The following is a 22,028-nucleotide window of genomic DNA, read 5'->3' as shown; positions in this document are numbered from 1 at the left end:
CTGCGACTCTCTATTTGCGCAAAAAGCGAGCAAGTCTACACCCCTCGACGGGGCAGGACAAAACTCAGCAGAAACAGGGCGGCCGCCGTAACCACAATCGACGGTCCGGCCGGGGTGTCCTTGAACCAGGACAGCGCCAGGCCCCCGCACACTGCCAGCATCCCCAGGAAGCTGGCGCCGATTGCCATCTGCTCCGGAGAGCGAGCATGGCGCTGGGCGGCGGCGGCGGGAATGATCAGCAGCGACGTGATCAACAATACGCCGACTATCTTCATCGCGACAGCAATCACCACCGCGATCAACAACATCAACGCCATGCGCAGGGCGGGCACCGGCAAGCCTTCCACCGTGGCCAGCTCTTCATGCACCGTGATCGCCAGCAACGGCCGCCACAGGGTCACCAGCAGCGTCAGCACGGCCACGCTGCCGCCGAGGATCCAGGCCAGGTCAGTCGGGCTGATCGCCAGCAAATCCCCGAATAGATAAGCCATCAGGTCGATGCGCACTTCATGCATGAAGCTCAGCACCACCAGGCCCAGGGACAGGGTGCTCGGCGCGAGGATGCCCAGTAACGTGTCGGAGGCCAGCGGCTGGCGCTGTTGCAGGGTCACCAGCAGCACCGCCAGTAACAGGCAGCCCACGGTCACGGCGATGGCCGGGCTAACATCCAGCAAGAAGCCCATGGCCACGCCCAGCAGCGCGGCATGGGACAAGGTGTCGCCGAAATAGGCCATGCGCCGCCAGACCACGAACGAGCCCAATGGGCCCGCCACCAGTGCCAGAGCCAAGCCTGCCAGCAGGGCGTAGAGCAGAAAATCAGCCATGCTTGCAGCTATCTCCATGGACGTGGGGAGTATCGACGACGGCACCATGCAGGTCATGAGCGTGGTCGTGATGGTGGTGGTAGATCGCCAGGCTCTGGGCATTTTTGCCGAACAGCTCGACGAAAGCCGGGTCGCTACTGACCTGCTCCGGATGGCCGGAGCAGCATACGTGGCGGTTGAGGCAGACAACCTGGTCGGTAGTGCTCATCACCAGGTGCAGGTCGTGGGAGACCATCAGCACGCCGCAGCCATGGCGGTCGCGCAAGCGGGTGATCAGGCTGTAAAGCTCGGCCTGGCCGGCGACGTCGACGCCCTGTACGGGCTCATCGAGTACCAGTAGCTGCGGCTCGCGCAGCAGAGCACGGGCCAGCAGCACACGCTGCATTTCGCCGCCGGAGATACTTTGTACCGGGCTGTCGATCACCTGCTCGGCGCCGACTTCCTTGAGTGCGGCCTGCGCGCGGGCGCGGTCGACGCCGGGCACCAGACGCAGGAAGCGCAATACGGACAGCGGCAACGTCGGGTCCACATGCAGCTTTTGCGGCATATAGCCCACGCGCAGCTTGGGCTTGCGCCACACGCTGCCGCTGTCGGGCTTGAGCAAGCCGAGTACGGCGCGCACCAGGGTGGTCTTGCCGGCGCCATTGGGCCCGATCAAGGTGACGATTTGCCCAGGCTCCACGCTCAGCGCGATGTTATCCAGCACCTTTTGCCCGGCGAATGTGACGCCGACCTGTTCCAGGCGGATTAAGGCGTTGCTCATCAAGCCCCCTGGCAGCCCGCGCACAGGCCGACCACTTCGACCGTTTGCCCTTCGACCTTGAAGCCGACCTCGGCAGAACTTTTGATAATGGCGTCACTGATGCTTTTTTGTTCAAGCTCGATGGCGGCGTGGCATTCGCGGCAGATCAGGAACTGACCCTGATGCGCGTGCTCCGGGTGGTTGCAGCCGACAAAGGCGTTGAGCGAAGCGATACGATGCACCAGGCCGTTTTCCAGCAGGAAATCCAACGCGCGGTATACGGTAGGCGGCGCGGCGCGACGGCCGTCCTGCTCGCTGAGTACGCCGAGAATGTCGTATGCGCCCAGCGGCTTGTGGCTCTGCCAGACCAGCTCAAGCACCCGGCGACGCAAGGCGGTCAGGCGCAAGCCTTTCTGCGCGCACAGGGTATCGGCCTCCGACAATGCAGTGTGCACGCAGTGAGAGTGGTCGTGGGGACGGCTGGCAAGCGGTGTTTTAGGCATGAGCGGCGACAGATATTTGATAGAGACGTTATTATGTTACCCGTTCCTACGCCATCGAGTGGTCATCGTGTCCCGACTTTTTGCCGTTTTTGTCGTATTTGTCACCAGTTTGTTCGTTGCCAGTGCCGCCCAGGCCGAGGTCAAGGTGCTGACGAGCATCAAACCGTTGCAACTGATTGCCGCTGCTGTGCAGGACGGGGTGGCTGTTCCGGAGGTATTGCTGCCGCCGGGGGCATCGCCGCATAACTTCGCGTTGCGCCCATCCGATGTACGGCGTGTGCAGTCGGTGGACCTGTTGTATTGGATCGGGCCGGATATGGAGACCTTTCTGCCCCGCGTGCTGAAAGGCCGTACGACCGCTACCGTAGCCGTCCAGGACCTGCCTGGGATGAAATTACGTATTTTCGGCGAAGATAGCCACTCCCACGCCGACGATGCCGACGAACATGACCATGATCATCGCCCTGGCAGCGTCGATGCGCATTTATGGTTGTCAACGGTGAACGCGCGGGTAATCGCCACGCGCATGGCTGCCGATCTCAGTGCGGCTGATCCAGCGAATGCCGAGCGCTATCAGGGCAACGCAAAAGCCTTCGGTGAGCGCCTGGATGCGTTGGATACGCGCTTGAAAAAGCGACTGGCGGGCGTCGATGGCAAGCCTTACTTCGTATTCCATGAGGCGTTTGACTACTTCGAAGAGGCTTACGGCCTCAAGCACGCCGGTGTGTTCAGCGTGGCCGCCGAAGTGCAGCCAGGCGCCCAGCATGTAGCGGCGATGCGCACGCGCTTGCAGGAGGTGGGCAAGACCTGCGTGTTCAGCGAGCCGCCGTTGCGGCCGCGATTGGCCGAGACGCTGGTGGCCGGGTTGCCAGTGAAGTTGGCGGAGCTGGATGCGTTGGGTGGCTATACCCCGGCTACCGCCCAGGGTTATGAGCAGGTGCTGGAGAAGCTAGGCAACGACTTGGCAGGGTGCCTGGAGTCGTTGTAAGCCTCAATGGGGCCAAATGTGGGAGGGGGGCTTGCTCCCGATGGCGGCCTGACAGCCAACCAGGATGTTGGATCAGACCGAGTACATATCCGTTGCTGACCCACCACAATCGGGGGCAAGTCGAATCGTCGCACCGCCCCCCTCCCACATTTTTGACCGAGCAGATCTTCTTTAGAGCGCGAACGGCAGGTGGACACTGACCTGCTGGCGTTGCGCCAGGCGGTGTTCGAACTCCGCGGGATCGTGAATGAGAACATCCTGCCCGGCAAAGGATTCGGCGGCGATCAGTCGTGACAGCCAGAAGCGCACGCACGCCACGCGCAGCAGGGTCGGCCATAGCTCGGCCTCCTTCGCGGTGAACGGTCGCAGTCCTGCGTAGGCCCCCAACAGTGCCCGGGCACGTTGCCCGTCAAGCACGCCATCGGCATCCGAACACCAGTCGTTCAAGGCGATGGCGACGTCGTAGAGCATCGGCCCCGAGCAAGCGTTATAGAAGTCGATCAGGCCGGTCAGGTGCGTGCCTTCAAACATCGCATTGTCGCGAAACAGGTCGGCGTGCACGTTGGCCCGTGGCAGGGCGAGGATGTCGGCTTTGTGAGCTTCGATCTCGCTCAACGCGTCCTGCAGCAAGCGCTGTTGTGCGTCGTTGAGGTGCGAAATCAGCTGCGCGCCCTCACTGAGCATCCAATCCAACCCACGGTCGGTCTTGCGCTCCAGCACCTTTGCGCCCTGAGTGGCCAGGTGCAGGTGGCCGAGCAGCTCGCCGACCTGGACGCAATGCTGGGCGTTGGCATCCTTGATGTGCTTGCCAGCCAGGCGCGGTTGCAGCAAGGCCGGTTTGCCCTTGAGCTCGCGCAAAGCGATGCCATCGGTGGTGCGCAGAGCGTAAGGCACCGGCAGGTCAGCATCGTGAAGCACGTCAAGCAGTTCGATGAAGAACGGCATTTCCGCCACCGGGCCGCGTTCAACCAGGGTCAGGACAAACTCGCCCTGTTCCAGGCTGATGAAGAAATTGGTGTTTTCGCTGCCGGCGGCAATCCCCTGGAAATCAAGCAGGCGGCCGAGCCCGTAGGGTGCGAGAAATGTTTCCAGCTCGGGCCGAGCCAGGGGTGTAAACACAGACATGGTTAAACTGCCGTTACGGGCGCGGCCGTGGGCGGCGCCGGTTAAAATTAAGAAATCATTTCCATTCGAAGATCTTCCATGACGGGATCAGCATATCCGGCTGGTCAGAACGGATGAAGTTCGCATCGGTTCCGTCAGCGCGCACCAGGAAGTACGGCGGTGCACCTTTGGGCGTGACCTTGATCGCATACAGGAAACCGTTCTGGCGGTATTCCTGGATCGTCTTGTCGCCTTCCGTGCGAATGGTAACTTCCGGATCACCCCCAGGCGCACTGTCTGCCGCCATGGCAGCCATCGGAGCGAGTGCAATCAAGCCGGTCAACAGCAGGCGATTGAATGTACGCATGATAACCTTGTCCCTTTGTTTTCATTGGTCCGGCTATTCTAGCGCCTGACCCGCCGAAAAGGTTGATCCTGCTCATGAGCCAATCGCCCCTCGTCCTGGTGGACGGTTCTTCTTATCTGTACCGCGCCTTCCATGCGCTGCCACCGCTGACCACCTCCAAAGGCCTGCCGACCGGTGCGGTCAAGGGCGTGTTGAACATGCTCAAAAGCCTGCGCAAGCAGTACCCGGACAGCCCCTTCGCGGTGGTCTTTGACGCCAAGGGCGGGACCTTTCGCGATGAAATGTTCGCCGAATACAAGGCCAACCGCCCGAGCATGCCCGATGACATGCGCCTGCAGATCGAGCCGCTGCACCAGAGCGTGATCGCCCTGGGCTTCCCTTTGCTGTGCGTCGAAGGCGTCGAGGCCGATGACGTGATCGGCACCCTGGCCCGCAGCAGCGCGGCCGCTGACCGCCCGGTGGTGATTTCTACCGGCGACAAGGACATGGCGCAGTTGGTCGACGGGCACATTACCTTGGTCAACACCATGACGGGTAGTTCGATGGATGTTGAGGGCGTAAAGGAGAAATTCGGCGTCGCTCCGGAGCAGATCATCGACTATCTGGCGCTGATGGGAGATTCGTCCGACAACATCCCAGGCGTTCCGGGCATTGGCCCGAAGACGGCTTCCGGCTTGCTGGTGGGGGTCAATGGCGGCCTCAAAGAGCTTTATGAGCAGTTGGATATTGTGCCGACCCTGCCTATCCGCGGGGCCAAGACCCTGCCGGCCAAGCTGCAAGAGCACAAGGAAATGGCGTTCCTGTCCTATCAGCTGGCGACGATCAAGATCGATGTGCCGCTGGAGGTGGGCCTGGATGATCTGCACCTGATCGAGCCAGACCGCGAGAAGCTGCTGGAGCTGTACACGCTGCTTGAGTTCAAGAGCTGGTACGAAGAGATCCTGCGCGATGCCAAGCGCGTGGAGCTCAAGTCGGCGAGCGAGGTTGTGCCTGTCGCCGAAACGCTGGTTGAGGCTGTTATATCGGTACCGGTAGAGGCGGTTTACACCACCATCCTGGACCAGGCCACGTTCGACGTATGGCTGAAGAAACTCCACGATGCGCCGTTGTTTGCCTTCGACACCGAAACCACCGGTATCGACGCCCAGCAGGCGCAATTGGTCGGGCTCTCGTTCGCTGTGCGGCCCCACGAAGCCGCCTACATCCCGCTGACCCATTCCTATATCGGCGCGCCGGATCAATTGGACCGGGACACCGTGCTGCTGGCCCTGAAACCGCTGCTGGAAGACCCGACCAAACTCAAGGTTGGCCAGCACGCCAAGTTCGATATGAACATCCTCGCCAACTGCGCCATCGGTGGCGACCCTGCACAGGGCATCACTGTGCGTGGTATCGCCTTCGACACCATGCTCGAATCCTACGTGCTGAACTCCACGGCGACCCGCCACGACATGGACAGCCTGGCGAAGAAGTATCTGGACCACGACACGGTCAGCTTCCAGGACATCGCCGGCAAGGGTGCCAAGCAACTGACCTTCGACCAGATTGCCCTCGAGCAGGCCGGCCCTTACGCCGCCGAAGATGCCGATGTGACCTTGCGCCTGCATCAGGAACTGCACGCGAAGCTGGCCGCGATTCCGAGCCTGGCCAGTGTGCTGACCGATATCGAGATGCCGTTGGTGCCGGTTCTGGCACGTATCGAGCGCCAGGGCGCTTTGGTAGACAAGGAGCTGCTGGGCATCCAGAGCATTGAGTTGGGTAACAAAATGGTCGAGCTGGAGCGCCAGGCCTTCGAGATCGCCGGCGAAGCGTTCAACCTGGGTTCACCCAAGCAGCTTGGGGCGATCCTCTATGAAAAACTGGGCTTGCCGGTGTTGAAGAAGACCGGCAAGGGCCAGGCATCCACCGCCGAGGAAGTGCTGGCCAAGCTGGCTGAAGATGATTTCCTGTTGCCCAAGGTGCTGATGCAGTACCGCAGCATGAGCAAGCTCAAGAGCACCTACACCGACCGCCTGCCTGAGCAGATCAACCCGCGTACCGGGCGCATCCACACCTCTTATCATCAGGCCGTGGCGGCGACCGGGCGGCTGTCCTCCAGTGACCCGAACTTGCAGAACATCCCGGTGCGCACTGCCGAAGGACGGCGGATTCGCCAGGCGTTCGTCGCGCCCAAGGGCTACAAACTGCTGGCGGCGGACTATTCGCAGATCGAACTGCGGATCATGGCGCACCTGTCCAAGGACGAAGGCTTGATGAATGCCTTTCGCAATAATCTGGATGTGCACACGGCCACGGCGGCCGAGGTGTTCAAGGTCGAGCTGGGCCAAGTCACATCTGATCAGCGCCGTAGCGCCAAGGCCATTAACTTTGGCCTGATCTATGGCATGGGCGCCCAGAAGCTCGGCAAGGATATTGGTGTCGATACCAAGACCGCCAAGGCTTATATCGATGTCTACTTTGCCCGTTATCCCGGAGTTCGCGAGTACATGGAGCGCACTCGTGCCCAGGCTGCCGACCAGGGTTATGTAGAAACGTTCTTCGGTCGCCGGCTGTACTTACCGGATATCAACTCCAACAAGCCTCAGGAGCGCGCGGCGGCAGAACGCACAGCGATCAACGCGCCGATGCAGGGGACGGCGGCGGATATCATCAAGAAAGCCATGGTGTTGGTGGATGATTGGCTGACCGAGTCGGGCCTGGATGCCAAGGTGATCCTGCAGGTGCACGATGAACTGGTACTTGAGGTGCGCGAAGACTTGGTGGCGCAGGTCGGCGAGAAGATCCGCGAACATATGAGCGGCGCAGCACAGCTGGATGTGCCGTTGGTGGTGGATGTGGGCGTGGGCGACAACTGGGACCAAGCGCACTGATCCTGCGGCTGCGCCACCCCTGCGTGGGGTGGTGCAGCGCTTCAGATCGGAAATCGCCGTCAGTTATTTCCAATAGTTTTTCGGGCCTGCCGGAACTTAACCTGTGAATTGCGACTCAGAGTTACTGAATGGGTGGTGAAGCCCTTCAATGCTCCTATGTTGTGTTAAGTGTTGGCAGATATCTGGACCCCGCCCTAGCGGTCCGGAACTTGGACCCCGAACTTCCCTCCCCATACGAAGTCCGGGGTTTTTTTTGCCCGCAGGAAAGTTACTCGGTAACTTCTGCGCCCTTGTCCGCCAATTCCATCCAGTCGGCCAATACGGTGTAAGCCTCTTCCAGGCCCATACGTTTTGGCGCTGAGAACAGTTGAATACTGATCGCGTCGCCCCAGCCCTTACGGATTTCGGACTGCACTTTGAGCAAGGTGTTCTTGGCTGCGCCGTAGGTGAGCTTGTCGGCCTTGGTCAGCAGAATATGCATCGGCATGCCGCTGGCGACAGCCCAATCGAGCATCAGCAGGTCGAAATCGGTCATTGGATGACGGATGTCCATCATCAGGATCAAGCCCTTCAAACTCTCGCGGCCACCCAGGTAAGCCTCGAGGTGACGCTGCCAGTGCAGCTTCAACGGGATAGGCACTTTTGCATAACCGTAGCCAGGCAGGTCGACCAGACGCCGATCATCGTCTAGCTTGAAGAAATTGAGCAGTTGCGTGCGGCCCGGGGTTTTTGAGGTGCGTGCCAGGCTGGCGTGGGTCAGGGTGTTCAGTGCGCTGGACTTACCGGCGTTGGAACGGCCGGCAAAGGCGACTTCAAAGCCCTCGTCATCGGGGCATTGGTCCACTTTGGCGGCGCTGAGCATAAACGTGGACTGTTGGCACAGGCCGAGGATGGGATTCTTGAGTTGCATGAGATTTCCGATGTGGGCGGTGCCGAAAAAGGGTGCGGCAAGCGGTGTCGTTTCCGTTTCAGTAGCGCCAGTATATAATGCCGCAGATTTTGTGTGTGCTTTGTCCCAGCGAAGGATGAAGTTCACGGGAGCGAAAGACCTTTATTGCGCATTAGAACGCAAAACGCTCTCAAACCCTGAAAAGGTCGATGTATGGCCTCAATGGTTGCCGCTTCTGGCGTCCTGGACCCGCTTATGGCGCTCAGGCTACACAGGATCCGGAAGCGCTGTACAACCGAGTTTGCGTGGTCACGCTTTTGCCACGCATGACCCAGGGTTTCAAGGTAATGCCGCCGCGTGGTTTGTGCATGGACTGCAGTACTGAGGATTACCAGGCCGTCATTGAGTTGATGGTGAGTAAACCCGGTAGATAACTCTTAAACCCTTAGCCGTAGTTGGATTAGCTGATGAACAAACTGATCGTGAGTCTGCTGTTGACCTTGGGCATCACAGGCGCTTCCGTCGCTGCAGAGGGCCCCGTCAAAGGTGATGCCACTGCCGGTCAAGCGAAGGCCGCCGTGTGTGGTGCCTGCCACGGGCCGGATGGCAACAGCCCGGCGCCGAACTTTCCCAAACTGGCAGGCCAGGGTGAACGCTACCTGAGCAAACAGATGCACGACATCAAGGATGGCAAGCGCACGGTGCTGGAAATGACCGGTTTGCTGACCAACCTCAACGATCAGGACCTGGCGGACCTCGCGGCGTATTTTGCCAGCCAGAAAGGCAGTGTGGGAGCTGCTGATCCTAAACTGGTTGCCCGCGGAGAGAAGCTGTTCCGTGGCGGCGATCTGGAAAAGGGCCTGCCGGCCTGTACAGGTTGCCACTCGCCGAACGGCGCTGGCATAGCCTCTGCAGGCTTCCCGCATCTGAGTGGTCAGCACGCTACCTATATCGCTAAACAGTTGACCGACTTCCGTAAGGAAGAGGCTGGACGAGCTAACGACGGCGACGCGGCAATCATGCGTACCATCGCCCGCAAGCTGAGTGACGAAGACATTGCAGCCGTCTCCAGTTATATCCAAGGCCTGCATTAAGATGCACGCGACGTTAACACTCGATTAATCCCGCGATGCAAGCATAAAAAGGGTGGCCCAGGCCGCCCTTTTTTGTGGCCGCTGCCGTTACACTAACGAACTCATGCCCGCGTAGACCTGTCACAACAAAGGTCGCGTGAGGCGACTTTATTTGTCCAGGAGTAAAGCATGCGTAATCTGATCCTCAGCGCCGCTCTCGTCACTGCCAGCCTCTTCGGCATGACCGCACAAGCTGCCGACGTGCCGCTTGAAGCCGGTAAAACCTACGTCGAACTGAGCAACCCGGTTCCGGTTTCGGTGCCAGGCAAGATCGAAGTGGTGGAGCTGTTCTGGTACGGCTGCCCGCATTGCTATGCCTTTGAACCGACCATCAACCCATGGGCTGAAAAGCTGCCCAAGGACGTTAACTTCCGTCGTATCCCTGCCATGTTCGGTGGCCCGTGGGACGCTCACGGTCAACTGTTCCTGACCCTGGAAGCCATGGGCGTGGAGCACAAGGTCCACAACGCCGTCTTCGAAGCGATCCAGAAACAGGGCAAGCGCCTGACCAAGCCGGACGAAATGGCTGACTTCGTCGCCACCCAGGGTGTCGACAAGGACAAGTTCCTGGCCACTTTCAACTCCTTCGCCATCCAGGGCCAGATCAAGCAGGCCAAGGAACTTGCACAGAAATACGGCGTGCAAGGCGTTCCGACCCTGATCGTCAACGGCAAGTACCGTTTCGACCTGGGCTCTACCGGTGGTCCTGAGCAGACCCTCAATGTCGCCGACCAGCTGATCGCCAAAGAGCGGGCAGCCAAGTAAGGGGCTCGTTATGCGCCGCTGGCGTACCGAACGCGCTGTTGGCCTGCATGACCCGCAGGTCAACGAGCACCACCTGGAGTCCACGGGGCTGCCGCCGGACAGCCGTCTGCGCCTGCTCAGCTTCAATATCCAGGTCGGTATCAGTACCGAGAAGTACCGGCACTACCTTACCCGTGGCTGGCAACACCTGCTGCCCCACAATGGTCGGGCCGGTAACCTGCAGAAAATCGGCACGCTGCTCAACGACTTCGACCTGGTCGCCTTGCAGGAGGCCGACGGCGGCAGCATGCGCTCCGGCTACATCAATCAGGTGGAACACCTTGCCCAGCTCGGTGCTTTCCCTTATTGGTACCAGCAACTCAACCGCAACCTCGGGCGCCTGGCGCAGCACAGCAATGGCGTGCTCAGCCGCCTGAAACCCACCGCCATCGAAGATCACCCATTGCCGGGCCCAAAGGGGCGCGGAGCGATCCTTGTGCGTTTCGGCGAAGGCCCGGAAGCCTTGGTGGTGGTGATGATGCATCTGGCGCTCGGCGGGCGCACGCGCAACCTGCAACTGGCCTACGTGCGTGACATGATTGGCAACTACAAGCATCAGGTGCTGATGGGTGACATGAACACCCATGCCAATGACCTGTTGCAGAATTCTCCGCTGCGCGACCTCGGACTATTGGCGCCGCAAGTCGAGGCCACGTTCCCGAGCTGGCGCCCGCAGCGTTGCCTTGATCATATTTTGCTCAGCCCGACCCTTACGCTGGAAAGCGTGCAGGTACTCGCTCAGCCCATTTCTGACCACCTGCCGGTTGCGGTAGAGATTCGTTTGCCGGGTTCGCTCACGGCTGATGCATTCCCCGTGTTGAGCCCAGGCACCAGCGGACCGCTTGCATGAGCGACGACGCCCAGCGTTGGAAAGAGAAATACCTCAAGAGCATTGAGCAGCAAGACAAGCTCGAACGCCGCTGGGCTGCCCGCCTCGACCTGCTGCGCCGCGGGCTGGTACGCAGCACGCTGGCCGCTGAGGGGACCGATCGCGCCGTCGATCAATGCATGAAGGAAATGCGTGACGTCGTGCGTACCGACGATATGGACGCAGCCCTCGCCGCCTTGCTGCCGCGCTTGGAAAAGGCCGTGCTCGATTCCGAGCAGCGCCGCGAAACCCGGATCGACCAGATCAGCACCGCGCTCACCGCCTTGGTTGCCCAGTTGCAAAAGCTCCCGCTGCCCCGCGAGGTGGCGCGGCCGCTGAAAACCTTCGCCAAGCAGCTCGATGGCCGCGTCGGGCAGGCGCGGGAGATACCGCTGCTGCTCAGTGAGCTGAGCAGCCTGCAAGGGCAGGCACTGAATAACCTGGAGCCTGAGAGCGAAACCGTACGTCCGGGTCCGGGTCTGCTGCAACGTCTGTTTGGTAGCAAGGATGCATCGAGTGAAGCCCCGGTGGCCGACGCTGAGCCACTGTCTCCAGCGCACGTGGCGCCGCCGAAGACCGCTGCGCCACAACCAGCGCCCGAGTCGCAAGAGCCCACGCAATCGGACGAATTGACACAAGCCTTGCGTGCCTTTGCGCCGCTGCCGCAAACACCTGCGGCCTTGAAGCCTGAGGCTGTTTCACCGGCCAAAGTGGAACACGTCAGCGACGCACCTGTAGTCGAGGCGCCCGCTCTTGAGTCGCCAGCAGTTGCGTCTACGCAAGCATCTGAACCGGATAGGCAGGAGCCACCGATTGCGGAGCCTGCGCATGAAAGTGCACTCGCTGCCTTTATCGAAGCACCGCAGGTTCAAGTAGACATACCCGAGGAAACCACCATCGGCAGCCTGTCTCTGCCGCCTGTGCTGGAAAGCCCCGAGCCAGACGACCTGCAATCAGGCGGGATATACGCCCTGCCTGATTCGCCCGAACCGTCCTACAGCTCGGTGGCCAAGCACATTGAAGACACTTTACTCGGCTTGCTGGAAGACCTGTCGTTGCCCGAGCGCCACCGGCCCCAGGCCGAGGCCATGCGTGAGCGTCTCGCCCATGGCCTGAACTGGTACGAACTGCTGCCGATCCTCGATGACTTGGCGGTGCTGATGCTGGCGATCACTGACAGCGGCCAGCATGAGTTCGAGGCTTACCTCAAGCAACTCAACGAGCGCCTCGAGGCATTCCAGGGTCATCTGCAGGTCGCCAGCGCAGACCATGCCGATAGCAGCCTGGCTGCGCGGGAACTGGATACGCAGATCCGTGAACAGGTCGACGGGCTGCAAAGCAGCGTGCAGGACGCCGCCGATCTGGACAGCCTCAAGCAAGTGCTCGAAAGCCACCTCGAAGGCTTGCTCGGCACCATGGACGCCCATCAGCAGCAGCGTGACCAGCGCGAACAGGAAGTGGCCGCACGCCTCAAAGGCCTGGCGGAGCGGGTGGCCAACATGGAACAGGAAGCCCTGGGTTACCGCGAGCACTTGGAAGTACAGCGCCAGAAAGCCTTGATCGATCCGCTCACCGGCCTGCCCAATCGTGCAGCCTGGAGCGAGCGTCTCGATTATGAAGTCAACGCCTGGCATCAGCGCGGCAACAGTCTGTCGCTGGCCATGCTCGATCTGGATCACTTCAAGCGTATCAACGATGGCTACGGTCACCTGGCGGGCGACAAGGTCTTGAAGATCATTGCCAATGTGCTGAGCAAGCGCCTGCGGCCCGCCGACTTCATCGCACGCTTCGGCGGCGAGGAGTTCGTGCTGCTGATGCCCGATTCAACCTTGGCGGATGCCTTGGCCGTGGGTGAGGGGTTGCGCGGGGCCATCGCCGCCTGCCCGTTTCACTTCAAGGGCGAACCGGTGACGATCACGGTGTCCATGGGCGTGGCGCAGTTTCAGCCCGGCGAGCGCAGCGACCTGGCACTCAAGCGCGCCGACGAAGCGCTGTATAAGGCGAAGGCGGCGGGACGGAACCAGGTACAGGCGGCATAAAAGATGTTCCATTTTGTAATTTGACCGCCTTGGCATACACGTTACGTTACACTGTTGCATTATCGACTTTCAGTGTAATGCTTCTGCCATGAAATCTTTGTATATCGCTTTTGCGTTGCTGCTGCTCGCCGGTTGCGCCAGCGGCCCGCGCCTGAACACCAGCCATCCTTCGGTGAACCACGACAACCGCATACAGTTCGTTGTCGTGCATTACACCTCCACTAACCTTGAACGCTCCCTGGCGTTGTTGACCCATGGCCAGGTCAGCAGCCATTACCTGATCGGCGACGACGCTTCAGGCACCATCTACAAGCTGGTGGATGAAAGCCAGCGCGCCTGGCATGCCGGTGAAAGCGAGTGGATGGGACGCACCTGGCTCAATTCCAGCTCCATCGGTATTGAGATCGTCAACCCAGGGTTCAGCGATACGCCGACGGGGCGCGTGTGGTATCCGTACTCCGAGGCGCAGGTAAAATCACTGATCGTGCTGCTCAAGGACATCAGCAAGCGTAATGGCATCGACCCCAAGAACATTATTGGGCATAGCGACATTGCCCCGCTGCGCAAGCTGGACCCGGGGCCTTTGTTTCCTTGGAAGCGCTTGGCTGCAGAAGGCCTGGCCATTTGGCCGGATGCCCAGGCAGTCGCCCGATTCCAGGTGCAGTACGCCGCGCAACTGCCTAGCATCACCTGGTTCCAGGAAGAACTGGCTCGCTTGGGCTACCAGACGCCGCAGACCGGGGAGCTGGATGTAGCCACGCGCCATGTGATCGCAGCGTTCCAGATGCGCTTCCGTCCATCATTGTTCGATGGCACCCCGGATGCTGAAAGCGCCGCGATCCTACGGGCCCTGAACCAGCGCTGATTGTGTACCTGCTGCTCGCGAAGAACCTCGACGATAACGTTGTGCTGTCAGGCAGCTCGCGTTGTTCATGCATTTTTCGCGAGCAAGCTCGCTCCTACAACGGCAGCGCCATATAGAACTGCGTGCCCTGCCCCGGTCGCGAATACACACCCATGCGGCCGCCATGCAGTTGCACGATCTCCTTGCACAGTGCCAACCCAAGGCCCGCCCCGCCTTTCTTGCGGCCAACCTGCACAAAGGGCTCGAAGATGCGCCCTTGCTGGCCATAGGCAATGCCTTCGCCGTTATCTTCAACGCTGATAATCACCCGCTCGCCATGACGTCGCGCCTGCAGGCGAATCTGCCCACCTTCAGCGGTATGGCGCAGGGCGTTGCCCAGCAGATTGTCGAGCACCCGCTCCAGTTGCACCTTGTCGGCGTACAGGCGCGGTAATTCAGGCTGGGTCTCCACCAGCAACTCAATGCTTTGCGCATTGGCAGGCTCGACGAACCGGGCCCGTGCGTGCTCCAGCAGGTCAGTCACATCGCACGCCCCCAGGGTGAGTTTTTGCAGGCCGTTCTGGTAGCGCGAGAAATTGAGCAGGTCGTTGATCAGCTGCATCAGGCGCTGCATTTCTTCATTGACCGTATCCAGCAGGTCCGCTTCACGGGAGTCCGCCGGGAATTTGGCCCGTTCGCGGAACAGACCGAAGGCCATGTGCATACCGGTCACCGGCGTGCGCAGCTCATGGGAGGCGCGTAACACGAACTCGCTGCGCACTCGCTCGAAGGCGCGTTGTTCGGTGACGTCATGCAGCACCATCACCGCGCCGAGAATATGCCCCTGAGTATGGCTGACAGGCGTCAGGCTGTAAGTCAGCAGGCGCAGCTCACCCTCGACTTCTACCTCCAGGTCATCCGGCGCCCGCTCCAGGTTGCCGCCGCGCAGCACCAGCTGCAGTTGTTCATCCATCTCCTCACGACCCAGGGCCTCGCCCAGGCCTTGGCCAAGTCGCTCCTCGTCCCAACCCAGTTGGCGCTGCGCGACAGGGTTGAGGTGTTCCAGGCAGCCTTGGCGATCAATCATCAGCAAGCCGTCATCGATGCTGTCCAATACCGCTTGCAGGCGCTGCTGGCCGGCCAGCAACTCATCAACGTTGGTGGCCTGATGTTGGCGCAGTGCTTCTGCCATGATGCCGAAACGGCGGGTCAACTGATTCATTTCTGCCGCTGACGAGATAGGCAGCGTAACCTCGAAATCGCCCTGACCGATCTTGTCGGCGGCCTTGGCGAGCGCCTCGATGGGGCCACCGAAACGCCGGGCGATGCCATGGGCCGTGACGAAGCCGATGATCAGCACCGCAAGCCCCACCAGCCCAAGCAGGCCGGCGATCAATAACGCACGCTCGCGGGATTTATGCTCGCTGGTGCTGATGTTTTCCAGCGCCTGCTTGTGATCGGCGATCAGCCCATTGCGTAGCACGTTGAAGGTTTCAGTCAGCTTTTCCTTGCTGCCTGCAGGCGGCGAGGCCTGTTGGGATTGATCAAACGCCTCTAGCAGGTTTTGGTAATCGGCACGTGCTTGGCTGAAACCATGGCCTCTACCATCGAGTTGCTCATGGGCGATACCTTCATCCAGCAGCTCGAAGTAGTGTCGCTTGGAGGCACGCAGCGCCTCGGAATCGGGTTGTTTTTCCAGCATCATGATCAACTGGTCGCCCAGGCTCTGGCGTAACTTGAGCCCCAGGTCCAGGGTGATGAAGTTGCTGCGGATCAACGATTCCTGGGTCTTGGCCATCTGCATGACGCTGACCAAGCCCAGGATCAATCCCAGCAAGGCCACGGTGATCAGCGCTGAGATGCTCAGGAATAATCGAGTGCGCAGTTTCATCGCGAGCTTCATAAGGTCCTGCTCACAGGTTGTACTGTTTGCGTTTGCGGTACAGTGTCGATGCGTCGATGCCAAGGGTGCGGGCTGCCTGGTCCAAGGTGTCACTGGTAGCGAGTACCGCGCCGATGTGGGCTTTTTCCAGCTCGTCCAGGCTCAGTGCGGCGCCGATACGCGGTGCATTGTTGGTCGGTTGCTCGGCCATCCCCAAGTGGCTGATCTCGACCTTCTCCTGAGGGCAGATGATGCTGGCGCGCTCCACCACGTTACGCAACTCGCGGATATTGCCGGGCCAGCGATAATTGAGCAGCGCTTCCCGGGCGTCATCACTGAAGCCGCGAGCGGGACGGGCGTACTCCTTGACGAAACGCGCCAGGAAGCGGTCGGCCAGGGTCAAAATATCTTCACTGCGTTCGCGCAGCGGCGGCAGGTGCAAGGTGATCACATTGAGACGGTACAGCAGGTCTTCACGGAAACGGCCATCGCGCACCATGTCTTCCAGATTGAGGTTGGTAGCCGCGAGGATGCGTACATCGGCGCGACGGGTGACCGGGTCGCCCACACGCTCATATTCTTTATCTTGAATGAAACGCAGCAGTTTTGGCTGCAAGGTGAGGGGAAAATCGCCGATCTCGTCGAGAAATAGCGTGCCACCGTCCGCCTGGTTAACCCGGCCCAGCGTGCTTTCACTGGCGCCAGTGAACGCACCGCGGCTGTGACCGAACAGTTCGCTCTCCATCAGCTCGGCGGTCAGCGATGGGCAGTTGATGGTCACGCAAGATTTCTTGGAGCGTTTGCTCCAGCCATGGATGGCTCGTGCCAGTTCGCCTTTGCCGGTGCCGGATTCACCGAGGATCAAGATGTTGGCGTCAGTCCCGGCCACCTGCCGTGCGGTTTCCAATACCACCATCATGGATGGGCTATGGGAGTCCAGGCCATCCTTGGGCTGGCGCACTTCGCCTTCCAGGGCTTCCAGTCGTGCAGAAAGTTGGCGCACTTCCAATTGCTTGGCGGTCGCCAGGCGCAACTGGTCCGGGCTGCAAGGCTTGACCAGATAGTCGGCGGCACCTGCCTGGATCGCATCGACTGCGGTATCCACGGCGGAATGGGCGGTGACAATCACTACGCGCATCCACGGCGCCTGTATACGCATTTGGGCCAATACATCCAGGCCATTGTCCTCGCCAAGACGCAAATCGAGGAAGCACAAATCGAACACCTGGCGCTGCATCAGGGCATCGGCCTGGGCCGCGCTATTGGCGGTGGCTACGGTGTAGCCCTCATCTTCCAGGCAATAACGGAACGTGCGCAGGATCGCGGATTCGTCGTCCACTAAAAGAATGCGGCCTTGAAGTTCCTTGGCTGATCCCATCTGTCCCGCGCTCCTTAACTATAAATGTGATGATGTTTAGTCCCGGAATAATCGGGCAAGTTGCATGGTTTATTCTGATTCATAAAAGACTTGGCCGTGCAGGTATCTGCACGCCTCCAGCATAGGCTCCGGCTGATGGCGTTTTCATGCCTTCCTGCTACTCCGGCAACGAGGTGGGTGGGATAGATCCCTCGACCCGACCATTGGCCATCGTGCATTTCGCACGGGCCGCGTCGGGGCATCGTGCAGGATGCGAGGCGATAGATCTATGTCGTGTATTTAACTTATTGATTTTATTGAGTTTTATTTTGCAATAAAACTGGCATGTACTCTGCAATATCTCCCCCAAGAGTGTCATGACCGAATAATCAGAATGCGGGAGAACAGCAGAATGACTCGCCAAAGCCTCAGCCAATTGCGTGTATCCCCGCTTCGTATGCAGCAGGGCCTGTTTGCCAGTCTGGCATTGATGGTCACGCTGATTGTCGGCCAGCAGATGCAGCATTGGCAGCAGAGTGCGCAGCCAGCCCCGCAATTTGAACGTCCGGTCATGACTCAGACCCATTTCCGTTCCATTGGCAGCGCCAGCGCTAATGTAACTGCCCCGCACTTGAGCTTGGTCGACCAGGATTCCACTCTGGAAGAACTGCCAACCCAAGAGCGCTGGGTGTTCTAGGCAAGACAAGGTCGCTTGAATTGAGCGGCTGTACGGCACTACCGCTGTTACCTCTATAGAAGCATAAGGAGAATCACCATGTTGAGTTGGGCAATCACATTTCTGATCATCGCCATTGTGGCTGCAGTCCTGGGCTTTGGTGGTATCGCGGGCACCGCCACGGGTATCGCCAAGATTCTCTTTGTCGTCTTCCTGGTGATGTTTATCGCTTCGTTCTTCTTTGGTCGTAAAGGCCGAGGCTGAATATGACCACTCTGCCTTTTAAAGCCATTGCTGCCGCCCTGCTGTTGGGCGGCAGCAGCCTGGCGATGGCTGCCAATGACGGTCAGTCCCGGGCTAACGAATTGCTCAGCGCGGACCCGCAGTACCGTGAGACTTGGCAAGGCGTGGTGAAGAAAGAACAGCGCCTGCCGGAATGGGTGATGAACCTGTCGGGTACCGCCGAACAAATGAATGCTGTTGAAGAGGACGGTGACAAGTATCTGGTGGGGCCGCTTTGCGAAACTGCCGATACCTGCTTGAACAAGCGCCTCATCGTGGCATTCAGTTTCGATAAGGAAGATGCCTACGCGATGTTGGTGGAAGTCCCAGCTGGTCTGCCGGCCGACAAATCCCCGACACGGCATGCCGATTACCGTTTTCTCGGTAAGCCGGATGAAGGCATGCAAAAGCTGTTGATGGAACAACTGAAGAAAGATCCGAATTGGTACTAGGTTCCGTCTGAGACGGAGCCTGCGTCCATAGAAAGAAGCCCCTGCGCTTCTTTCTGTCTGCATCGCTCGCCAAGAGTGATGCATGACCAGGGGGCCGGGTTGCTCTGATCAATCGAGATCGGCGTGACCTACGGGCACAGGGAGTGCCTGCGCAAGGGCCGGGTCAGGCGAAAAGCTGCGACGCAAGTTCACAAGTCCTCAAGCTTGCTGAACTTGCGGCGGGCTTATGACTCTCATGCCCGCCTGTCATGCCTTCCATAGCCGCGATTTTACTTTTTGCGTCACGCCAACCATTACTGGGTATGTCCGCGTGACCATCTATCGAGAAATTTTCGGTCGCGCCATAGGACTTTTCTCGCGCTAGGTGGTGGATTTCTCAAGCATTTCTGCCAATCACTTCAAGTTGTCCTGCTTCGCTGAGCGAGCCTGATTTGGCAGCTTCACGGCATATTCACCCGCCTTAATGGCGTATTCGAACTGACCGTTCGGACAGTTATTTTCAAAAAAAGCCATGCCGATTCGGCATAGGGTAGGCGTTTACGGCATTAGACGTCGCTCCCTTGCATGGGAATAGTTGCGCCTTTTTTCGCCTGCCAGTAAGCCATTTCGGCCACGCTGCGGTGACCTTCCATGGAGGCTGATGCTCACACTTTTTCGCTTTCGGGCGTTCCAGCTGGCGCATTCGCCTTAAGTCCACTTGAAGTAAGGGTAATGACATGAAGAAGGCAAAGCTAAGCCTCGCCTGGCAGATCCTCATCGGTTTGGTACTGGGGATCGCAATCGGTGCAGTGCTCAACCATTTCAGTGCTGAAAAGGCCTGGTGGATCAGCAATGTGTTGCAGCCGGCAGGCGATATCTTTATCCGCCTGATCAAGATGATCGTGATCCCGATTGTGATTTCCTCGCTGATCGTCGGCATTGCCGGTGTAGGCGATGCGAAAAAGCTCGGACGTATCGGCGTCAAAACCATCCTTTACTTCGAAGTGGTCACCACCATCGCCATCGTGGTCGGCCTGTTGCTGGCCAACCTGTTCCACCCCGGCGCCGGCATCGATATGAGTACCTTGGGTACCGTCGATATCTCCAAGTACCAGGCGACCGCCGCCGAGGTGCAGCATGAACACGCGTTTATCGAAACCATCCTCAACCTGATCCCATCGAATATCTTTGCAGCGGTGGCCCGTGGCGAGATGCTGCCGATCATCTTCTTCTCCGTGCTGTTCGGCCTGGGCTTGTCGAGCCTCAAGCCTGAGCTGCGCGAGCCGTTGGTGACCATGTTCCAGGGCGTTTCCGAGAGCATGTTCAAAGTTACCCACATGATCATGAAGTACGCGCCTATCGGCGTGTTTGCGCTGATCGCGGTGACCGTCGCCAACTTCGGCTTTGCCTCCCTGCTGCCGCTGGCCAAGCTGGTGATCCTGGTTTATGTGGCCATCCTGTTCTTTGCCTTTGCGGTACTGGGCTTGATCGCCCGCCTGTTTGGCTTCTCGATCCTGAAAGTGATGCGCATCTTCAAGGATGAGCTGGTGCTGGCGTACTCCACTGCCAGTTCCGAAACCGTATTGCCACGTGTGATCGAGAAGATGGAAGCCTACGGCGCGCCGAAGGCGATCTGCAGCTTCGTGGTGCCGACCGGTTACTCGTTCAACCTCGACGGTTCAACCCTGTACCAAAGCATCGCCGCGATCTTTATCGCACAGCTGTATGGCATCGACCTGTCGATCGGCCAGCAACTGATGCTGGTCCTGACCCTGATGGTGACCTCCAAAGGCATCGCCGGCGTGCCGGGCGTGTCCTTCGTGGTACTGCTGGCCACCTTGGGCAGTGTGGGCATCCCGCTGGAAGGCTTGGCGTTCATTGCCGGTGTCGACCGTGTGATGGACATGGCGCGTACTGCACTGAACGTGATCGGGAATGCCTTGGCCGTACTGGTTATCTCTCGCTGGGAAGGCATGTACGACGATGCCAAGGGCGAGCGCTACTGGAATTCCCTGCCGCACTGGCGCAGCAAGGAAGCGCTGCCGGCCGGCGAGATCACTCGCGGCTGATCGCTCGATTGCGCTGACACAAACCCCGGATAATTCCGGGGTTTGTCGTTTCTGCCAGCCCCGTTATCATTCGCCCCATCTTTCGGGGGATTTAACTGATGCTCAATGGCCTGTGGCTTGGCTTCTTTGTCGTGGCAATGGTGTCAGCACTGGCGCAATGGCTGGTGGGCGGTAACGCCGGGATTTTCGCCGCAATGGTGGAAAGCATTTTCGCCATGGCCAAATTGTCGGTGGAAGTCATGGTGCTGCTGTTCGGCACCCTGACCCTGTGGCTGGGCTTTTTGCGCATCGCCGAAAAAGCCGGGATCGTCGACTGGCTGGCCAAGGCCCTTGGCCCGCTGTTTCGCCGCCTGATGCCGGAGGTGCCCGCCGGCCACCCCGCCATCGGCTTGATCACCCTCAACTTCGCTGCCAACGGCCTGGGTCTGGACAACGCCGCCACACCCATCGGCTTGAAGGCCATGAAGGCGCTGCAGGAACTCAATCCGATCCCCAACACGGCGAGTAACGCGCAGATCCTGTTCCTGGTGCTAAACGCGTCCTCGCTGACGCTGTTACCGGTGACCATCTTCATGTACCGCGCCCAGCAAGGCGCCGCAGACCCGACCCTGGTGTTCCTGCCGATCCTGCTGGCCACCAGCGCGTCGAGCCTGGTGGGCCTGCTGTCGGTGGCGGTGATGCAGCGCCTGCGGCTGTGGGACCCGGTGGTGCTGGCCTACCTGATTCCCGGAGCATTGATACTGGGCGGCTTCATGGCGCTGCTGGCGACCCTGTCGGCCACGGCGCTGGCCGGTTTGTCGTCGATCCTGGGCAACCTCACGCTGTTTGGCTTGATCATGTTGTTTCTGGTGATCGGCGCCCTGCGCAAGGTCAAGGTGTACGAGGCTTTTGTCGAAGGTGCCAAAGAAGGCTTTGACGTTGCCAAGAACCTGCTGCCCTACCTGGTGGCGATGCTGTGTGCCGTTGGCGTGCTGCGTGCTTCGGGGGCCTTGGATTTCGGCCTGGAGGGGATTCGCCATGTAGTGGCCTGGACCGGCATGGATACGCGCTTTGTCGACGCGCTGCCAACGGCGATGGTCAAGCCATTCTCCGGCAGTGCGGCGCGGGCGATGCTGATCGAGACCATGCAGACCCAGGGGGTGGATAGCTTCCCGGCGTTGGTGGCGGCGACGATTCAGGGCAGTACTGAAACCACGTTTTATGTGTTGGCGGTTTATTTCGGCTCGGTGGGCATCCAGCGGGCGCGGCATGCGGTGGGCTGTGCATTGCTGGCGGAGTTTGCCGGTGTCGTGGCGGCTATCTCGGTGTGCTACTGGTTCTTCGGTTAAGCCTTAGATTGCTATCGGGGACAAGCCC

20 protein-coding genes and 1 pseudogene are annotated in these 22,028 nt (G+C 59.8%); 13 read left to right on the top strand and 8 right to left on the bottom strand.

From position 1 onward, the window contains the following. Positions 1-35 precede the first annotated feature (35 nt). From znuB to zur, 3 genes are read right to left on the bottom strand one after another with little or no spacing between them, the layout of a single operon-like run. Positions 36-824, bottom strand: a complete 789-nt coding sequence (gene znuB / locus KVH01_RS04705; RefSeq protein WP_043048326.1) for a zinc ABC transporter permease subunit ZnuB — start codon at positions 822-824, stop codon at positions 36-38. After that, positions 817-1,587: a zinc ABC transporter ATP-binding protein ZnuC gene (gene znuC, locus KVH01_RS04700; RefSeq protein WP_043048328.1), complete on the bottom strand. Its 771-nt coding sequence runs from the start codon at positions 1,585-1,587 to the stop codon at positions 817-819. Before znuC ends, znuB begins: the two co-directional genes overlap by 8 nt. Further along, positions 1,587-2,069, bottom strand: coding sequence for a zinc uptake transcriptional repressor Zur (zur, locus tag KVH01_RS04695; protein ID WP_043048330.1), 483 nt, complete (start codon positions 2,067-2,069; stop codon positions 1,587-1,589). Before zur ends, znuC begins: the two co-directional genes overlap by 1 nt. 58 nt (positions 2,070-2,127) lie before the next feature. Here zur and KVH01_RS04690 point away from each other — a divergent pair, with 58 nt between their 5' ends. Further along, positions 2,128-3,057, top strand: coding sequence for a zinc ABC transporter substrate-binding protein (locus KVH01_RS04690; protein WP_217880982.1), 930 nt, complete (start codon positions 2,128-2,130; stop codon positions 3,055-3,057). A gap of 171 nt (positions 3,058-3,228) precedes the next feature. Here KVH01_RS04690 and KVH01_RS04685 read toward each other — a convergent pair whose 3' ends face one another. Together KVH01_RS04685 and KVH01_RS04680 are read right to left on the bottom strand one after the other, a co-directional pair. Next, positions 3,229-4,182 (bottom strand): homoserine kinase, encoded by a 954-nt coding sequence (locus tag KVH01_RS04685; protein ID WP_043048332.1) that lies wholly within the window; start codon positions 4,180-4,182, stop codon positions 3,229-3,231. 55 nt (positions 4,183-4,237) lie between these two features. Beyond that, positions 4,238-4,528 (bottom strand): DUF2782 domain-containing protein, encoded by a 291-nt coding sequence (locus KVH01_RS04680; RefSeq protein WP_016978788.1) that lies wholly within the window; start codon positions 4,526-4,528, stop codon positions 4,238-4,240. Positions 4,529-4,602: 74 nt separating this feature from the next. Between KVH01_RS04680 and polA the strand changes: the two genes are divergently transcribed. Beyond that, the gene (gene polA / locus KVH01_RS04675) at positions 4,603-7,398 is read left to right on the top strand and encodes a DNA polymerase I (protein WP_217880626.1); all 2,796 of its coding nucleotides are present in this window, start codon (positions 4,603-4,605) and stop codon (positions 7,396-7,398) included. Positions 7,399-7,666: 268 nt separating this feature from the next. Here polA and yihA read toward each other — a convergent pair whose 3' ends face one another. After that, positions 7,667-8,308: a ribosome biogenesis GTP-binding protein YihA/YsxC gene (yihA, locus tag KVH01_RS04670; protein WP_043048336.1), complete on the bottom strand. Its 642-nt coding sequence runs from the start codon at positions 8,306-8,308 to the stop codon at positions 7,667-7,669. Between the two features lie 192 nt (positions 8,309-8,500). Here yihA and KVH01_RS29715 point away from each other — a divergent pair. The 6 genes and pseudogenes from KVH01_RS29715 to KVH01_RS04645 all read left to right on the top strand — a co-directional run bounded on the left by KVH01_RS29715 (position 8,501) and on the right by KVH01_RS04645 (position 13,996). Beyond that, positions 8,501-8,721 (top strand): annotated as a pseudogene (locus KVH01_RS29715) (cytochrome). 33 nt (positions 8,722-8,754) lie between these two features. After that, positions 8,755-9,381 (top strand): c-type cytochrome, encoded by a 627-nt coding sequence (locus tag KVH01_RS04665; protein WP_217880625.1) that lies wholly within the window; start codon positions 8,755-8,757, stop codon positions 9,379-9,381. A gap of 168 nt (positions 9,382-9,549) precedes the next feature. Then, positions 9,550-10,185, top strand: a complete 636-nt coding sequence (gene dsbA, locus KVH01_RS04660; RefSeq protein ID WP_217880624.1) for a thiol:disulfide interchange protein DsbA — start codon at positions 9,550-9,552, stop codon at positions 10,183-10,185. A 10-nt stretch (positions 10,186-10,195) separates the two neighbouring features. Next, entirely contained in the window at positions 10,196-11,074 is an 879-nt protein-coding gene (locus KVH01_RS04655) for an endonuclease/exonuclease/phosphatase family protein (RefSeq protein WP_043048339.1), read from the top strand. Next, positions 11,071-13,131, top strand: a complete 2,061-nt coding sequence (locus KVH01_RS04650; RefSeq protein ID WP_217880623.1) for a GGDEF domain-containing protein — start codon at positions 11,071-11,073, stop codon at positions 13,129-13,131. Before KVH01_RS04655 ends, KVH01_RS04650 begins: the two co-directional genes overlap by 4 nt. A gap of 88 nt (positions 13,132-13,219) precedes the next feature. After that, entirely contained in the window at positions 13,220-13,996 is a 777-nt protein-coding gene (locus KVH01_RS04645; RefSeq protein WP_217880622.1) for an N-acetylmuramoyl-L-alanine amidase, read from the top strand. Between the two features lie 94 nt (positions 13,997-14,090). On the opposite strand, the gene KVH01_RS04640 is transcribed toward KVH01_RS04645, so the two are convergent. Together KVH01_RS04640 and algB are read right to left on the bottom strand one after the other, a co-directional pair. Continuing rightward, a complete protein-coding gene (locus KVH01_RS04640; RefSeq protein ID WP_043048342.1) occupies positions 14,091-15,878 on the bottom strand; it encodes a KinB sensor domain-containing domain in 1,788 nt (595 codons plus the stop codon). 10 nt (positions 15,879-15,888) lie between these two features. After that, on the bottom strand, positions 15,889-17,235 hold the full coding sequence (gene algB / locus KVH01_RS04635; protein ID WP_043048344.1) for a sigma-54-dependent response regulator transcription factor AlgB: 1,347 nt from the start codon (positions 17,233-17,235) through the stop codon (positions 15,889-15,891). Between the two features lie 391 nt (positions 17,236-17,626). On the opposite strand from algB, the gene KVH01_RS04630 reads away from it, so the two are divergent. From KVH01_RS04630 to KVH01_RS04610, 5 genes are all read left to right on the top strand, one after another. Then, positions 17,627-17,911 (top strand): hypothetical protein, encoded by a 285-nt coding sequence (locus KVH01_RS04630; RefSeq protein ID WP_217880621.1) that lies wholly within the window; start codon positions 17,627-17,629, stop codon positions 17,909-17,911. 78 nt (positions 17,912-17,989) lie between these two features. Beyond that, the gene (locus KVH01_RS04625; RefSeq protein WP_003187386.1) at positions 17,990-18,154 is read left to right on the top strand and encodes a DUF1328 domain-containing protein; all 165 of its coding nucleotides are present in this window, start codon (positions 17,990-17,992) and stop codon (positions 18,152-18,154) included. Between the two features lie 2 nt (positions 18,155-18,156). After that, positions 18,157-18,624, top strand: a complete 468-nt coding sequence (locus KVH01_RS04620; protein ID WP_043048347.1) for an inhibitor of vertebrate lysozyme family protein — start codon at positions 18,157-18,159, stop codon at positions 18,622-18,624. Positions 18,625-19,340: 716 nt separating this feature from the next. Then, the gene (gene gltP, locus KVH01_RS04615; RefSeq protein ID WP_043048349.1) at positions 19,341-20,672 is read left to right on the top strand and encodes a glutamate/aspartate:proton symporter GltP; all 1,332 of its coding nucleotides are present in this window, start codon (positions 19,341-19,343) and stop codon (positions 20,670-20,672) included. Between the two features lie 98 nt (positions 20,673-20,770). Beyond that, complete coding sequence (locus KVH01_RS04610) at positions 20,771-22,000, top strand: nucleoside recognition domain-containing protein (protein ID WP_043048350.1); 1,230 nt, start codon at positions 20,771-20,773, stop codon at positions 21,998-22,000. Positions 22,001-22,028 lie beyond the last annotated feature (28 nt).

It is taken from the genome of Pseudomonas khavaziana, from assembly GCF_019145205.1.
Lineage (GTDB): Bacteria > Pseudomonadota > Gammaproteobacteria > Pseudomonadales > Pseudomonadaceae > Aquipseudomonas > Aquipseudomonas khavaziana.
The sequence above is the reverse complement of the archived record's forward strand: the minus strand, read 5'-3'. Positions and strand labels throughout refer to the sequence as shown.